The following is a 17,088-nucleotide window of genomic DNA, read 5'->3' as shown; positions in this document are numbered from 1 at the left end:
GCAGCGGGCCGAGCAGATCTGGAACGCGGCCGGGAATCTCCTCACCGACCGCGACGACAACCGCACCAGCTACAACACCGACAACAAACCCGTCACCATCACCAACAACAACGGCACCACCACCACCAGCTACTGGGCCGACGGCTCCCGCAAAACCCTCACCACCATCGACGCCAACGGCGCCAACGAACAAACCACCACCTTCCACTACACTCCCGCCGGTACCATCGCCAACGACAGCACCAAGGGCCTCACCGCCTCCTACCTCCTCACCCCTTACGGGCGCGAACACCGCGCCCTCACCCACAACGGCGTCCCCGTCACCGACGACACCACCGGCACCGGCTACCTCACCACCGACCGCCGCCGCAACACCACCGCCCTCGTCGACCTCAACGGCACCATCACCCAGACCACCAACTACCACGACTACGGCAAACATACCGATCGAAACGGAAATCCCCTCACCCAGAATCCCCATCACGACCGAGCCCACACCAACCCCTTCCTTTTCGGCAGCGAATACACGAACCCCGATAATCAGAACACCCAATACACTCCAGCTCGCACCTACTCCACCGACGGTTACTGGACCAGCAGAGACACCTATCAACTCCACAACCGATTCAACGCCTTCGACGCCGACCCCATCAACCAAACTGACCCCACCGGGCACATGACTGAGGCCATGAAGAAGGCGGCCAAAAAACTAAAGGAAAAGCTGGGTGGGGGGATAGACGTGCAAGAAACCCAGAGGGAGCTAGATCGAGGGGCGGAAATCTATCAGCGAAACAGGCAAATACAAATCGAGGCCCAAGATCGGCAGCGGTCCCACAATGCCTTGAATGGCGCAACGGATCCCGCAGATACGGCGACCGCGAGCGATTATATCCGCGAGCAGAAGAGTCACATATTTAATAGCGGTGAACTCTTCATCGACCCGAAAGATATGTTTGACGAGCAGGTAGGAAATCTTAATTCGCAGAAAATATATCGGAATCAAACCGGCGCCACGAGAGATCGAGGCCTATGCTCCCAGTGTGTAATGTCAAGCCACGTGTCAATGCTCACTGGCGTTAAAAATCACACCTTGGGAAACGCCTACTTCGGGGGGCCTGGGGCGACGGCTTTCATAAACTCCGGAAATGCCATTGGCGGTCCCACCAGGATTGGATTCGGCGCGGCGCTCGAAGCGGCCCGAACGGACTTTAATGCGAACCCTAACAGAATTGCCGGAATTACCCAGACCGGATCCTATGCGATCTCGATGAGGCTGGGAGGGAACCATGTGACGCACGTTGCAATGAGGCCTAGTGTGGATTCTATTTACGTAATCGATGCAGCACAGAAGAAATATCAAGTATACGCATTGTCGCAGCCTATCCCGGCCGCCGCAAACCACCTGTACGCACGATATGGAGAGTTTCAGGCATATTACATGGATATCGACGCGTGACGGCTATGCCTTTCGGAGCACTGTAGCCATTTACCCCGGGTTAACTGTCATTTTGAGGGCTTGATGGTCGCTAATGCCTCGGCAGGACTGATTTCAGCCGAGGAGACCAAGTGCAGGCCGAGGCTCAGAGCTGATGCAGAGTTAGTTGATCTTGCATATTGCAAGGTCGGTGTGGGTGTTCGAGACGGATGAACCTCCGTCCTGGTTGTTGACCTCGCGGGCCGAGCCCACTCAGGAGTTTCAATGACTGAGTCAAGCCGTCTGCGTGACCGGCTGGGCGGGGGTGAACTCCCGTTCGTCACGCAGCAGGGCCCATAGGGCGTTCACCCGTCGGCGGGCCAGGGCGATGAGGGCCTGAACGTGGCTGCAGCCCTCGGCGCGCTTCTTGAGGTCGAAGGCCCGGTTGGGGCCGTCCTTGATCGTGCTGGTTTGCGCGGACGTGTAGAACACCGTGACCTTGTCGGGCGAGCGGACCCCGGGCTTGCGCAGCCAGGACTCCAGGCGGGCGCGGCCGACGCGGCGTATCCCGGCCGGGGTCTGGCGGTAGGTCAGCAGCCTGGGTGCACCCATGTTGTTGGACCAGTCGAAGGCCCGCTCCGGGGCCGGGAAGGGCCGGTCAGCACGTCGCGGAGCCGGTTGACCGTGCGGACCCGGCCGGCGACCAGGTCGGTTGCGGTGGGCGACCAGCGGTGCCGGGTCCGCGACCAGCTGGGCGGGTACGTCCACGGCGGTGGGGTCCCGCCGCAGCCGGGAGGTCTCGGCGATCACGAAGGCGTCGCGGGCGTCGGTCTTCGCCTCGCCCCGGTAAGCGCCGGCCATCCGGTGCACCGTGCGGCCGGGCACGTGCACGGGCTTCTGTCCGTGCGAGGCCGGCAGTGCCAGCAGCAGCGCGGACGCGGTACCCGTCAGGTCGATCGCCCACTCCACGGCATCGGCCATGGCCAGGGCCTCGGCGATGGCCTCCAGGATCGCCGCGTCGTTGATCTTTTCCGACCAGATCTGGAACCCGGACTCGTCCACGGCAGCCGCCCAGTGATGGCCCTTGCCCGCGTCGATCCCCGTCCAGATCCGGGCCCGCCGCTCAGTCATCCCACTCTCCCCACGCCGAACCATCACACGTCGGCCCCAGGAACACCCCGCCGTCAGCTCCAGCGACCAGGACGCAGATCTCAATCAGCGGTCAGGGCGCCCCGGAGAGCCGGACGGCCACTCCTTGGGAGCCGCAGAAGGCAAGACCCCGTCAGCCACATCCGGCCCTCCCGGGCCGCTCAACACCTTACGGAGCACCGGTGTGCCAGTCGGCCGCGTCCCCTGTCCCCCGCTGTGCCGATGTGGCGCTCATGGAAGTTGGTGGATGGCTTTCGGGATCCGAGCAAGGCACGGGGGCACCGCAGGTATCCGGGTTCGACTCATTCCGGGCGGACGGGGCAGTGGGCGGCCGCCGCTCCGCAGGAGACTCTGGTGCGGCTGGCGCTGCCGGCGCGCGAGGCTTTCGCGCTGGCGGTGCCTCTGGGCGTCTCCACTATCGGGCGGGTGGTTTCGGCAGTGCTGCTGCGGGCTTTCCGAGAGAAGGCGGTGACGGTGGCCGTGGACGGGAAGCGCCTGCGCGGCTCCCGTTGTGAGTCCGGCGCGGCGATGACCGTGCTGGGGGCGATGCTGCAGGAAGGGACGCTGATCGCGCAACAGCGGGTGCCGGGCAGGATGAACGAGATCACCGGGTTCGCCGCCCTTCTCGCGGCCCTCGACCTGGCCGGGCCTGTGGTCACCGCGAACGCGCTGCTCAGAGCGAGAGCATGCGCGGATGCTGGTCGAGGAGTTCGGCGTCCACTACGTCTTCGTTACCAAGCGCAACCAGCCCGACCTGTGGGAAGCGTGCCGAGCGGTTCCCTGGTACCGCGTGCGTGCCGCCTCGCGCTTCACCGTTCGCGCGCACGGTCGCCTGGAGACGTGGATCATCGAGGCCGTGACCTGGGAGGATCTCGACTTCCCTACCTTCTGGTCGCGCGTATTACCCGCTACCGAACCCGCTACCCGGGCGGGAAGCGGTTCCGGGAGCGCGTGTACGTGATCACCGACCTGTCATTGCGGCAGGCCTGCCCGCAGCGGATCGGCGAACGAGGCACTTCGGGCATCGAGAACAGGGTCCACTACATGCGGGACATAACACTGGGTCTGAATGCCTTCCGCATTCGCACCGACCATGAAGCCCAGAACATGGCCACGTTGTTATCAGTCGCGACAAACTTTCTGCGCAGGACCGGAAGCTCCATCGCGGACGCACGCCGCCGACTGGCCTCGCACCATGCACAGCCCCGGTCGGGCTTTTCGTCATTCCTCGTGACCTGCGCATTCTGACAGCGCGCCTCCTAGAAGTAAGAGGCGCGCTGTCGAGATTTCTACCGGTCCGAGAGAAGGTTGTTGGATACAGTACTCTCTCTGCCGCCAGAGCCCTTGCTCCAGTTGTTTGCATCTTCCATTTCGATATTCATCGACTTTTCAATATGGGAGGATTGCTTTGTCTTTTTCCTGGCTTTCGATGATGCATCAAATGCACGCTCCGAACCAAATCCTGACACCATGGTCATGAAGGTCAATCGGTCCTCCATGGTTTCGCTCAGGAATCCCTGTCCGCGGCTCTCGACCGCGAAGCTGTTCGCATTCATAACCATGGCAGGGGCTATGACCCCTAGGCCGTAATACGCTAGCGCATTACGGGCCTCATCTCTGGACTTTACGGCATGCTCCAGGGGGGATTTAGCTGCTAGCTTTACCTTCTCCTGCGGAGAGAGAGACGCCACCTTGCTGTCGAGCTTGGCTTCTTTAGCCTTCGAGGCCGCACTGGCGGGCTTTGCTTTTGCTGCAACCTTGGAGGTGGTTTTTGAAACTGAGGAGGCAGCTTTCGCCGTCATTTTTCCGACAGTGCTCGAGGTGCGCGCAGCAGTGCCGACAAAGGGAATCACGGAGGCAACCTCCAGAGCGATGAAGGTGTACTGAACCTCCTTTTTCGAGAAAGCCTCGGCAAGGAAGTCTGTGACGTTTTCAGGTAGCGCTGTGAGAACCTTCTCCATGACCCAATTGAAACCTTCCATGATCTTGTCAGGAATATACCAGGCATATTCCCAGGCCTTGACGATGGCGTCCCAGACAGCGCTGCCGCCGCTCGGGTCAAGCTTCATGATCGGATTGGTGTCGAAAGCCATGAACCTGTTGAGCAGGGGCTCGACGTCCGCGGTCGTGAATCGACCTTGGCTGGGATCGTAGGTACGGGTCGAGAGATGGTAGGAACCTGTCCCGTGGTTGCGGTACTCGCCGCCGAAGCCCATCGGATTAACCCGGGCCTGCTCGCGGGCGCCCTGCGCCGGAGTCGCGGGCGGCAGTGCGGACCCGTCCGAGCGTGCAGGGGAGCCGTACGGGCTGTAGTCGTAGCTCGTATGCAGCTTTCCGTCGTTGTCGGTGAGCCCCCGTACGCTGCCGTGGCGGTCAACGAGGAAGTAGTCGGTGGTCGTGCTCGGGTCATCCCCGAATTCCGTCAGCGTACGGGCCTCGCGGGAGGTCGGCCCCATCAGGTAGGAGCCGATACTCCGGTCGGAACCATCAGCGTTCGAGTGGGTGTCGTTGGCGAGGAATCCCTCAGGGGAGTAATGGAAGCGTGTGACGGCGGGAGCGTCGCCAGTGGTGACCGACGCCGCCCGCGTGCCATCGGCCCAGTACTGGTACTCGGTGGTCGTGCCGTCCGCACTCTGCACCGAAACAGGCTGGTTGGCGGCATTGTAGGTGTAGCGGTTACCTTGGTGATCAAGTGTCAGGTTTCCGCGTTCGTCGCTCCACTCCTGCGCTCGGGATTGGCCGTCGGTGGTGATGGTCCGGAGGCGACCGTTGTCGTCGATCTCGTTGGTGGCGACACTGGTGGTGCCGTTCGAGGTGGTTACCGTCCGCACGACGTCGCCGGCAGCGTTGATCTCCGGATACTCCACGCTGTGCAGGACCGCGCCCTGCTCGGAAGTGCCCTGGTGGACCTGCGCTTTGATCAGCCGGTTGTAGGCGTCGTACCGGTATGCCGTGGTGGTGGTCGCCGATTGACCGGTCTCGGGATCGGGTCGGGTCTCGGTGGCGCTGGCCACCTGGCCGTGTCCGTCGTAGGTGTACGAGGCATCGGCGAGCACCGCGCCTTCAAATCCGGTGGTGCGCTGGGTCTTGAGCTGTCCGCTGTCCCAGAAGGTGAAATGGGTTGTGCTGTTCTCGCGCTCGACGCGCTCCGGCCGCGCCATCTCGTCGTAGAAGTAGCGCGTGCTTGCAAGCCTGGTCGTACCATCCGCCGCGTACTGGACAGCCTCACGCATCGCGCCGTGGCCGTAGTAACCGTAAGCGGTGATGAGACCGGCGGCATCGGTAGTGCGCTCGAGTCGGCCTGCGTCGTCGAACGCCTGGGTCAGCACAGCACCGTCGGGGTGGTCCGGGCTCGCCGGGTAGGTGATCGAGGTGGTGTAGCCATCGGTGTTGTACTCGTATGAAATCCTCGTCTTCTCTGGGTTGTCGGGATCCCACACGTGGCTCACGGTACCGGTGGTGTGGTTGTACTCGAAGTGACGCTTGACCGGCTGTATGCCCTCCGCAGTGATGACGGTGTCGGTCAGTCGGCCGGTCTTCTCGTCGTAGTCGTTATGGGTCGTGGACAGCACGGTACCGTCGGAGCGGGTGGTGGTCGCCGTCTTGACCTGGCCGTCGGCCGCGTACTGGTAGGTGATGTAGACGCCGTCGGGGTAGGTCACTCGTTCCGGCCGGCCGGCCGCGTCGAACACGGCTCGGGTACCCGAACGAATGCGGTCCGGGTCATCGGCGGGGGTAAGACTCTTCGAGCGTGACTCTCCGAGGACGTTGAGGTCCCGCTTCGCGGTGATGGCGGTCCCTGGGAAGCGATCGGTCGCAGTCGGGGTGAGAGTGTTGCCCTCGTTCAAGCCTCCGGTGCCGTGGATAGGCGTGACCTCGACGTCGTTCTCCACCGCACCGGCGTCGCGGCCGATGCCGTCGAACGACCGGCTGGAGTCAGGCGTCTCGGTACCGTCGGAATAGTCGGTACTACTACAGACCATACGACCCTCGGAGTCGAGGGAATCCTTCTGCGTGATCTTGGCTTGCTCGCGGTCGCTGCCTGCGGGAATCGTGTACTGAGTGAGTGAGCTGACGCCTGTTGCACATGCCTCGTGAGATGCTGCGTCGTCGTAGTGAGTCTGCTGTGTAACACCGTTCGGCCTGCGCACCTCGACGACACGCCCTGCCAGGTCTTTGGTCTCCACGGTCGGCTTGTCGGCCCCCGGAGAAGTCGTCTCGGTCACCCGCCCGGTCACGTCATAGGTGACCTTACGCAGTTCACGGGCATTGTCGGCGCCCACGGGCTTACCACCCTTGACGTTGTCGGTCATTCGGGTGGGGCGGCCGAGCTCGTCCGTCTGATGGGTGACACGCCTGCCGTCCGGAGTCTGAACGGTGCGTTCACGGACACCACTGTAGGTGGTACTCGTGGTGAGACTGCGGTCCGTGCCGGCGAACCTGGTCTCGGCGATCCGACGTCCGGCGACATCGTGGTCGAACCGGGTGACCTTGCCGCCGGCGTCCCTCTGCTCGACGACCGCGTTGGTCGAGAGGTCCCGCACCTCGACAAGCTTCGCCTCTGACGGGCCGCCCTTGTCTACGGTCGTCGTCTGGGTGAGTCGGAGCCCGCCGGTGATCGGGTCCTTGCCGATCTCGCGGTCGTACATCTCCTCGGCGCGCTCCGGCGGGGTGCTTGCGTCGCCCGTCGAAGTGACCGTCTTCCGCGTCAACTCACCTCTCCCGTCGACCGCGAAGGAGGTCGTGCTTCGGCTGGAAAACGGTCCGCCAGCCTCGGCGACGGACTCCGTGGTCGACTCGACCGACTTACCGTCGGACGTCAGCCGGTTGACAACCTCCTTGGTGGGACCGCCAGGTGCAGTCGTTGTCGTCTTGACCGGCTGGCTGTACGGGCCGTACTCGGTCGTCGTCGTGACACCATCTGCGTCCGTGGTGGAGGATGGGAGGCCCAGACCGTTGTAAGTGGTCTTCTGAGTCTGCTTGTACTGTCCGCCCTCCCGGTTGCGTGCGGTGACGTCAGTCTGGATGGCCCAGGCATTGTTCGGTTTGAGGTCCGCCACCCTGGGAGCCCTGCCCTCCACCTCTCCGGGGTAGGACAGCTCGACTTCCTGAGATGTGCCTTGACGACTACCCTCCACCCACAACGTCTCGCTCTTCTTGAGCAAATGGAATTTGTTGTATGTAGAGCGCACTGCCGAATACCTGTCGGACAGCTCGGTCGTGTAGGAGTATGCGGTGGCATCGTCGGACTCGTACAGCCCGTCGGTGCCCTTACCGTGGAAATTTGGATATCCCGTAAAGTTGCGCGCCGAGCCATCCGGGGAGAACCTGAACGAACGGGTCGGGATGAGCTCCTTGTCATCGTCATTCGTGACCTTGAGTGTTTCCACCGCCAGTGCTCCAGGCTGGTTTGGCACGTTCTGGTAGGAAATCTGGGTCACGCCTCCTGCAGGCGAGAAGACCTGGCTCAGCAGTTTCGCCTGGTTGGGTCCATAAGTGTTGTACCTGAAATGAATGGAGCCCTGTTCGCCAGGGAGGTTGATCCATTCGAGCACCCCGCCGTCGAAGGAAAGAATGGTATCCGGAGTGCGCTCGTCGCTACTTTCAGAGCGTGCCGGAGGGACGATATGCGTCCCGTCTGGCTTTTCGGCAAAGAGCGTCTTCTGCCCATATGCATCAATGACCGATTCGGGCTTGAAAGAGGGTTTTCCAGTACCACCTTCGACCGTGCTCCAGGTCATGTCCATCCGATTGCCGAACCGATCGGCCCGGGCAATCATGTTTCCATCCTCGCCAAAGTATTCGGCTTCGCCGGTAGCCGTATACTCCAGCGTGTAGTGGTACGGACGGGCGCCGTCCACACCCTCACGTTCCGGCAGCACGCCAGAATCCTGGGAGAATTTCAAATCCTCCCCCATGTAATTCTTCAGCCTAGACGGTGAATTTTCGTCATATCCGTACGATCCTCCGGATGCGGGATGAATCTGTAGACCGCCCACCGGATCGACGTAGGGAACGCTTACACCCCAACCCGCACCCCATCCATAGCGGTTCGTCCCAGCGGCGGCACGTTCCTGGTCATAGTTCAGGGTGAGCGATGTGGCGAATCCACTCGGCCCGTCCATCTTGAGAAGCGGGAATGAGGTTCTGAACCGTCCGGTACGCGGATCGATGTCGCCACTGAGCTCACCACTCATGGTGAATGCGCCCGAGACAGGCGGCGGCAGGGTGCCCGCCGACGCCGGTGTCGCGGCAGACAGCGTTACGATCGGGGCCGTAGTCACCGCCGTCAGCACGGCTACGCTCAGCGCCAGGCGGCGCCGCACGGGGTGCATTGCTGTCTGACGGGTACCCGGCTGGCCGGACGGTGCACGGGGAGTCATGTCATGCTCCTAAGAATCTAACGGTCGTGGATCTCAGGACCGCGGTCCATCGATGTAGCGGCCATGAGTGATGAGTGCCGCATTGAAGAGGCTTCCGTTGAAGCCGCTGTCGAGGTACGCCGTCTTGCCCTCGATCCGCATCGGTGTCTGGATAAGTGCCTTTCGGTCGTAAGGGAGCGGAAGGCTCTCGACCGCATGCGCCACTCGACTCGCCCACATGAGGCCGATTGCCGGACCAGTTCCGTTGCGAGCATCTAGGCCCGCTTGGAAAAGGGCGGGATGAGTCTTCCCGTCGGCCTCTGGGTTGGCCAACTGACAGACACCCTCCTCGATGGGGCACGGGCCGGCTTGAAGGCCGATCTGAGGAGATCCGGTTATCGACGGAGCGGAAGTATTTGTGTAAAAGTTGAACTGGCCGCTGTGACTGACTGATCCATCCTCGAGATATCCATTGACGAGAAATGCCGTGGTCGTACTGGTGGTCGAAAGGTACACCCTGTAGCGAGATTCCAAAGCTGCCAGTTCAGTATTTGAGTAGCTCCCCTTGTTGGATTCAACCGAGATATAGTTGGAAAGCTTCCCTTCCTGATAGAGGCCAGTGATCAACTTTCCTGATGTTTCACGGAAATAGAGAAGACTGTAGAACGGGTGAGATGGCTCGAGGGCGGATGCTGTTCCGTCTTTAATCACGACATCAACAGGAGCCTGGTCGAGACCGTTCGGCGCAATTGATGGCGTCGAGAAATGGTGAAAGAATGATGGCTTGACGGTGCTAGAAACCGCCTCTGGCGCAGCATTGTCAAGATCACTGATAATGATCGGTGTCGATTTCAAGCCATTGGAGACTCGAATCTTAGAAAGTTTCACCCCGTTAGTCTCCTGGCTTTCCCAGAAAAAACTTGCGGGGCCGAGAGTAATTTTGTCTCCGTCCCGGACCGGTTCGGATGCAGGCATTAGCTTGCCCAACTGATGGGACCACGTGATGCCGTTGGTACTGCCTTCGACGGTCAGGGCAGGAAGAACTGCTTGGGTACGGGATCCGGAATCAGGAACGATCCATTCGGCGCCGGATACATCGAATCTATAGACCACCGACTTTCCCTTGTCCTCGGCGGCCTTGCTGACCAGCCGCTGGCCCGTCACCTGAGGTGCTGCCGCTGCTTGCGGTGAGGCTCCCTCGATCACAAGCTTGTACCCGGCTTCCGACCTTTCAGTTTTAAGCTTAAGCCCCTTGTCGCCTACCTGCTCCTTGACGGTCACCGCGCCATTACTCTGCTCGATCCGCGCGATTGTCCGCGCACCGGGATTTCCTGTCGGATTCAGCACGACATATGCGTACCTGGCGTCTGCATCACCGCACCACCCCTTGTCCGATGATGTCATGACATCAGAGGAAAACGCCTCGCCTTGTACGCCGGGCTGGATCTCTTGCGTGGTTCCGCCCGACCAGCATCCCTTGTCTTCGTTGACGTCGGACTTAACCGCCACCTGCACAGATTCCGCCGAAGTATTGTCGACGGCGAATTTCAAGGTATGCCGGCCGGGGTACCACTGATAAGCTTTTTTATCGTCCATCGCCATTGGAGGCTTATTGGTGATCTTGTCTTCGCGCCCCAACGCCATCGGGCTGAGCTTCCCGTTTTCCTGGGACAGCACCGAGTGAGTCTGGTTGCGCCATTGACCGGTCAGCAACTTCGGCTTCCCGTCTTTGGTGAGGACCGGGAGGTAGTTGATTGCCTCGACAGCGCCGCCGCCGGCTGGCGTCTCGGCTATCGGCGCTCCCGTACCGAGGTTTCCTTGGGGCTTGACGAGCATTGCTCGTCCGTTGTTGTGCCCGATTGCCAGAGAATCTTCGCTGCCCCACTTTCCGAAGGCAAAGGACGTAGGTGCCTCAAAACCGTCCCGGCCCTCAGGGGAACTGCTGCTGCTCCAGTCCGACCAGATCTGGTCGTAGGTTCCGGAGGAGAGATTCCTTACCTGAACCCTCTGCAGATTTTCGCTGGCCAGGCCAATGGCTACGCCGAACTTTCCGCCTCCTATCTCTCCGATTCCGAGCGAAGAAACCGTCTGCTTGTCGGTCCAGGATCCAAGCCATTGCCTGTGTTTTATGGTGCCGGTGTCGGTGTCGACGAAATCGACCAGGGCTTCTCGCTGAGTCTCCCAACTGTCACCGAAATGCAGCCAATCCTTGTTCTTCTCCCAGAAATATGCGACGGAGTGCCCGGCGGCCAGGATCCTCTCGTCGCCATTCTCTCCCTTAACGACCCCGAATGCGAGAGCGGTGATTTGAGGGAGTCGATATTCCCAGCCTGCGAGAACTATTCCGTCCCGCCGATCTTCCGCTCGCCATTTATCTGAGGAGTGCTGGAGGATCGTCGTGGCGCCGCAGGATTCCGCTGCGCATCCGCTTCTAGGGTCTACCTTGTACACCTTCGGCGTACGTGCTTGGTCCGGCCCAGTTAGGCCGGAAATGTAGAGCTCCTTGGCGTCACCGGCAAGCTGCAACCCGCTTACTCCGTTGTTGTGAGCGAAATTCTTGTAGTTTGCCGACCAGCGCTTCTCGTCCAGCCCTGGGCTCAGGTCTGTCTGGGTCTCGGAGAGCAGTGCACCGCCTCGGCTGGGGTGGTCGTAGATCCGTAGGAAGTACGCATTGGATTGATCCGACTCGATGGCCGCGCGCTGGTCGTAGTTCTTGCCTAGAAAGTCTGCGATCACCTCGTTGCGCCGTAGAGTCGGGGGGGAAGAATCCTCCGGGATGCTCTCCTCTATGGTGGCATCCCTCTCCGCTGCGACCAGCGCATCCGTTTCCTGAATGTCTGCTTCCGAAGCGGCCGCAGCTGGCTGAACGAACGCTAGCGTCGATGCGGTCGCGATGAAACCGGCGCTGACCGATACCCCGATCCGGCTCAGGAAAATCTTCTTCACTGACATCATAGCCATTCTGGTCATCCATATCTGATAATTCGTGGCGCTGGGTTCAACAGGCCGGATCAGGAGTCGAACTCATCTCTGCCATTGGACACCACCGAGCACCCGGCAAGCGTCCACCGATCGGCGGGTCAGGGGGATGAAATGAGCTCCAAGGGATTGTAATCTTCTACACTGCGTCGTCCATCTGGGGCGCCTTCCATCATGTGAGCGGGAACGCCCTGCCCGTCTCGCTGGATGATTCAAGCGCCCACAACGGCGAACCGGGCGTGTTGTTGAAGATTAAGGGGGCATTCCCGACCGCTTGACCCGTTATTGCCCTGACGGCATTGATGGCAGGATGGCAGTAACGAGATCGCCATGGGTCGTGATCCTCGTGCGAATCATTTCATTAGGTGTGAAAATTTGGGCAGCGTCCCGCAGAATTGCCCTCGTGGATTGAGTCTCAAGAGGGGTTAGGTGGCGATCAAAGTCGGTTTTATCGCCTGTGACGGTTCGCAGCGGGAGGCTTGCGTTGTCGGTGCGAGCGTGAGGGTTGAGAGCGACACCGATGAGCGGGGGCCCGCCCTTGGACCGAGCCTGATACAGGGCCGGTTGAGTGCTGCTTGGGGCGACGAGCCGGCAGGTGTCCTCAGGGCAGCCCTTGATGGCGATTCCACCGACTGCATAGCCGCTATTGTCAGCGGAGCTGGCCGTCAGCGCGGTTCGGGAAGCCGTCACCTTCATGTCTTTGGTCTGGTTATTATTCCGCCATTCATTGCCGTTGAGGTTTATGTAGGCCCTGACAGCCTGGTTTGCCGTGTTGGCGTGGTTGGCCGTGGACAAGTAGAAACGGTAGTTGGAGTTTTCGGTGCCGGTTGGCTGGTACTGCCCTCGCACAGGTGTGATCGACATGTACTGGTCGAAGTCCTCGCCGGTCCTGTGGAGCCCGGTGATCAGGCTGCTGGTTGCCGTGTCCCGGAAGAAGAGGTAGTCATAGGCTCGTTCCTCGAGAGCTGGGGTGCCCGGAGCAATATAGGGCGTGATCACCAGAGGGACCTGGTCTACGCCGTTGGGCCGTGGGACGGCGTTCGTTGCTGCAGTAGGTGCCAGTGGTGCGTCGGTGAGTACGGGCGGTTTGGGGAGCGATCCGAGGTCGATCGAGCTTCCGCGTTGATCGCCGGCGCTTACCCGCAGTTTGGTATACTGCGGGCCCTTGGCGTTTTCCCAGTAGAAGCTTGCTGAGCCCATGGTGAGAAGGCCGTCTTTGAGGGTTGGCGCCGAGGCAGGGATCAAGTCACCGACATCGGTCCAGGTCATTCCGTTGGTGGTTCCTTGAACTTTCAAGGGGGGGATAACTGCATTATCAAGGTGCTCAGCTCCCTCTATTCTCCACTGGGCACCAGTGACGTCCACCCGGTAGACGGTCAGTCCGGGGTCATTGTTGTGAGGCTGGTTCACCAGGCGGTGCCCGGTCGCTTGGGGGGCGGTTACCGCTTTCACGGCGGAGAATTCGTCCTCCACCACCAGCCGGTAGGCGTGTGGGTCGTTCTCGTCCCGCTGGGCGGTGAGTTTGGTCCCGGAGCCGGAGTTATCCCAGGCCACGGTCAGAGAACCGTTGTCGACCTGGAGTTTGAACGTCGTCGGCTCGCTGTGCTTCTGGCTGTCCTGGACCTGGAGGTATGTGTATGTCCCGCCGTCAGCTGCGCAGCGTCCCTGATCGGAAAGCATCGATGCCACCGAGGTGAAGCTCTGGGGTTCGCCAGGGCGGACGGTGTGCGGTTCCTCAGGGAAGGGCACGCCGTCGGCGACGGCGGCATTCCGCCAGCAACCGAGGTACTCGTCGCCGGGCTTGGCGGGGGACATCCGTACGTCAATGTCGTTTCCCTTGCGGTTCTCCACCGTCAGGCGGGGCGCAATATAGCCGGGGTAGATCGTGCGAGCCGTGTCCCCATCCGTCTTGTCGTTGATTTCAGCCCTGCCATCCCTGATGGCTTGGCCAACGGCGCTGGCGCGTAGCTCGGTCCCCTCGTCGCCGGAGCGGCCGGTGTCCTCCAGAACGGTATGTTCCCCGCCGCCGACGCGACCCACCATCAGCCGTTCCTTGCCGGAGGAGTCGGTAAAGAAGTTGATTCCGGCGACCGGGGCATTCTTCAGAGCAGGCTGAGTGGTGATCGGTGAACTCTTCCCGCTTCCATTGCCCGATGCTTTCATGATGCTGACCTTGCCCGAGTTGGTCCCGACCGCGAGGACCTGCTCGCCCTTCCAACGGCCGTAGGCCAGAGTGGTAGGCGAGTTGGCACCGTCCCGTGCCTCCTCAGGCTTTACATCCATCCAGTCGCCCCACCTGGTCTCCGTCTTTCCGTCCTTCAAGGATATGACGTGCAGCTGGTTGATCGCCCCGCCATTCATCCCGACGGCCAGCGAAGATTCGCCGTTTCCAAGATCGCCGATCGCCAGGGAGGACGGCATGGAACCGTTATCTGTTGTTGGCAGATCAATGGTGTAGATGGGATTAGTGGCCCAGATGTCGTCAGCATCATAGATCTGAACTCTAGGACTCTCCTGCTTCTGGTATGACGCAGGTACCTCATCGTCTATCCAGACATCGTTTTTGTCGAAGAAGTGGGCTGTAGATGTCGCTACGGCGATCATTCTTTTCCCGTCGACATTGCCGATCGCCGTGGCCGTCGCGAAAGGCCTTTCCGTGTCCCAGCCGATCATGCGACCCCAGTTCCACCAATCCGTTATCCAGCGCTCCTTCCGATCATATGTTCCTCTACCCAGATGGCGTGGGGATTGAAAATCACTGAGGTCTTCGTTCGTGCTGATCAGAACTGGCTGCCCGCCCATATTTCCGGCTATATAGAGCCCTTTTGCGTCGCCTGATAGTTGAACCTTGTCGAGCTCGCTGGATTTTGCAAAGGGCCGCACGTCGTCGATGAAGGACCCCCGGGAGTCGTTGGTTGCCCCGGTAACCTCGATCTTTAGTTCACGTAGTTTGCTTCCGCCCCAGTCGGGGTGGTCGTAGATGCGCACAAAGCCGTCCTCGATGACGGCCCGCTGGTCGTGCCCCTTGTCGAAGAAGTCGGCGACGACCTCGCTGCGGTCCAACTTCGGGAGCTTGCCGCGTTCGTCCTGCTCCAGTGCGGGTGCGATCGCGGTTAGTTCGGTGTCTGCCGGCGATGCGGCGGCTGCCGGGACCGACAGGGCAATCGGAACGCCCATGACCGCGCATGACACCGACACCGCTGCCCACCGTCCGTAACGTCCTTTGACGCCGCGCCTGAAGCTCATGGAAGTTCCCGCCTATGTGAGGTCTAGTTCACTCCATGGGACCGGACAGCACCGCCGAGACGCATCGGGAGATCGGCCCTAGAACCGGGGGACCCCCCTCCCCTTGGCCTCACCTGGCATCGTTTGGACGCGATCGTGTAAGGGTATGCAAGCCGCCGCGCCCTCCCTGTCGTTGCTCCCGCAAGAGGTTCTGACTGAGAAGCCGTTGTCTTTCCGTGAGTGATGGCGCCATTTCCGCAGGTCAGGCATAGGTTCGGCGTTTCGGCGGCAGGGACGAGGCGTCGTGTCGTCTCTTCGGTGGAGGTGCCGGGATGCCGTCGGTGATGGGGTTGCTGGAGGAGCGCGAACGCGCGGCTCGCCAGCGGGTGGAGGCCCTTCAGGCCGAGCTGCGGGAGGCGGAGTCCGTGTGGGAGCGGCTCGTGATCGCCCGCGAGACGGTGGCCGAGGTCCTGACGGGACCCCGCGGCGGTGAGGAAGAGGTGCCGGTCGTGACGGCCGCTGAGCGGCCGGCGCGAGTCCTGGCAGCGGCGCCGGGTTCGATGGTGCCGCACTGGCGGGAGGGTCTCGTCCCCGCGGTGCCGGCGCCGGACTGTCAGCGGATCATGGATGCTCTCGCCGGCCGCAACGGGTCGTGCGGGGAAGTGATGGACTGTCGGCAACTCGCGGCAGCACTCGGGCTGGAGCCGGCTCCGGCGAAGGTGGAAGGGGTGCGGTCGAAGGCGAAGCGGCTGGCCGCGCGGGGCTGGCTGGCCGAGGAACGGCCGCGGGTGTTCAGCGTGGTCGCCGGGCGAGGCGTCGGCTCATGCCCATGCTCATCGACCAGCGGATCATCGCCTCGGAGGTGTCGGTGCGGCCTTCGTAGTCGCGGGCGAGTCGGCGTGAGCGCATCAGCCAGGCGAACGTCCGCTCGACCAGCCACCTTCTGGGCAGCACGACGAAGCCCGTGGTGTCGTCGCTGCGTTTGACCACGCTCAGCGCGAGGCTCAGGACGTCGCGGGCGAGGTCGACCAGGCGTCCGGTGTAGCCGCCGTCGGCCCACACCAGCGTGATGCGCCAGTGCCGTTCGCGTAGCCGGGCCGGCAGCGTCCGGCCAGCCTCGCGGTCGGTGACCGAGGCCGCGGTGACCATCACCGCCAGCAGCAGCCCGAGGGTGTCCACCACGATGTGACGCTTGCGGCCGTTCACCTTCTTCCCGCCGTCGAATCCCCGGGTGGCGGCCGGCACCGACGCGGCGCCCTTCACCGACTGGGCGTCGACGATCCCCGCGGTCGGCTCCGGATCGCGGCCCGCCTCCTCGCGGACCCGGTCCCGCAGCTGGTCGTGGAACTCGGCGACCAGCCCCTTGTCCCGCCAGCGCCGGAAGAAGGCATAGACGCGGTCCCATGCGGGGAAGTCCGCGGGCATCGCCCGCCAGGTGATGCCACCCGCGACCAGGTAGCGCACAGCATCGACCATCTTCCGGTGGCAGTACCCCTCCGGCTGCCCGCCCCGGCCCTCCAGCCATCCCGGAACGGGCATGACGTCGCGCACCACGGCCCACTCCGCGTCGCTCATGTCGGACGGATACCTCGGTCGCCTGTGCGGGTGGTCCTCGGCGTTCCCGAACCGATGAGCGAGGCAATCACACCTCAGGGCACTGGAGTTGGACGACACCGGCACGGGCACGGGCACGGGCACGGGCACGAAAGACTGCAGCACCAGGGGCCTCCTGTCGCTCGGTTGGATTCGACACCCACGAGCTGTACGGGAGGCCCCACTCTCATGCGCAGCCGGCCAGAAGATCACCCGACCGAGTCGACGACGCGAACTCACGCTCACCAAGATCGATAGAGCAACGGCCACTTAGTACTGCAACGGTGCTTACCGTGACGGTTGTCTGGTTCGCTCGTTGTGGTGTTCATGGGTGGGGACATATCCGAGGTGGATGCTCGTCGCTGG

Annotated in this window: 6 protein-coding genes and 1 pseudogene; 2 read left to right on the top strand and 5 right to left on the bottom strand. The window is 62.0% G+C overall.

Annotated elements, in window-relative coordinates; translation table 11 throughout:
• The coding region (locus tag AB0D08_RS36650; RefSeq protein ID WP_359894656.1) for a hypothetical protein at nucleotides 1–1,456 on the top strand (1,456 nt) is incomplete at its 5' end.
• Nucleotides 1,457–1,708: 252 nt separating this feature from the next.
• Here the strand turns inward: AB0D08_RS36650 and AB0D08_RS36645 are convergent.
• A pseudogene (locus tag AB0D08_RS36645) lies at nucleotides 1,709–2,545 on the bottom strand (IS110 family transposase).
• A 372-nt stretch (nucleotides 2,546–2,917) separates the two neighbouring features.
• Between AB0D08_RS36645 and AB0D08_RS36640 the strand changes: the two are divergent.
• On the top strand, nucleotides 2,918–3,811 hold the full coding sequence (locus AB0D08_RS36640; RefSeq protein ID WP_359894654.1) for a hypothetical protein: 894 nt from the start codon (nucleotides 2,918–2,920) through the stop codon (nucleotides 3,809–3,811).
• Between the two features lie 41 nt (nucleotides 3,812–3,852).
• On the opposite strand, the gene AB0D08_RS36635 is transcribed toward AB0D08_RS36640, so the two are convergent.
• The 4 genes from AB0D08_RS36635 to AB0D08_RS36620 form a co-directional block, all read right to left on the bottom strand.
• A complete protein-coding gene (locus AB0D08_RS36635) occupies nucleotides 3,853–8,946 on the bottom strand; it encodes an RHS repeat-associated core domain-containing protein (protein ID WP_359894652.1) in 5,094 nt (1,697 codons plus the stop codon).
• Between the two features lie 33 nt (nucleotides 8,947–8,979).
• Nucleotides 8,980–11,877: a hypothetical protein gene (locus AB0D08_RS36630; RefSeq protein WP_359894650.1), complete on the bottom strand. Its 2,898-nt coding sequence runs from the start codon at nucleotides 11,875–11,877 to the stop codon at nucleotides 8,980–8,982.
• Between the two features lie 309 nt (nucleotides 11,878–12,186).
• Complete coding sequence (locus AB0D08_RS36625) at nucleotides 12,187–15,081, bottom strand: hypothetical protein (protein ID WP_359894648.1); 2,895 nt, start codon at nucleotides 15,079–15,081, stop codon at nucleotides 12,187–12,189.
• Between the two features lie 840 nt (nucleotides 15,082–15,921).
• On the bottom strand, nucleotides 15,922–16,704 hold the full coding sequence (locus AB0D08_RS36620; RefSeq protein ID WP_359894647.1) for an IS5 family transposase: 783 nt from the start codon (nucleotides 16,702–16,704) through the stop codon (nucleotides 15,922–15,924).
• Nucleotides 16,705–17,088: the final 384 nt, after the last annotated feature.

Source organism: Kitasatospora sp. NPDC048540 (assembly GCF_040651175.1).
In the GTDB taxonomy this organism is placed as follows: Bacteria; Actinomycetota; Actinomycetes; order Streptomycetales; family Streptomycetaceae; genus Kitasatospora.
Note: the sequence above shows the minus strand (reverse complement) of the source record. Positions and strands in the feature narration are given on the sequence as shown.

Bases quoted from the DNA above. Each gene is read 5' to 3' on its own strand.
- AB0D08_RS36635 (WP_359894652.1), bottom strand. From the start codon at position 8,946: ATGACTCCCCGTGCACCGTCCGGCCAGCCGGGTACCCGTCAGACAGCA.
- AB0D08_RS36630 (WP_359894650.1), bottom strand. From the start codon at position 11,877: ATGTCAGTGAAGAAGATTTTCCTGAGCCGGATCGGGGTATCGGTCAGC.
- AB0D08_RS36625 (WP_359894648.1), bottom strand. From the start codon at position 15,081: ATGGGCGTTCCGATTGCCCTGTCGGTCCCGGCAGCCGCCGCATCGCCG.
- AB0D08_RS36620 (WP_359894647.1), bottom strand. From the start codon at position 16,704: ATGAGCGACGCGGAGTGGGCCGTGGTGCGCGACGTCATGCCCGTTCCG.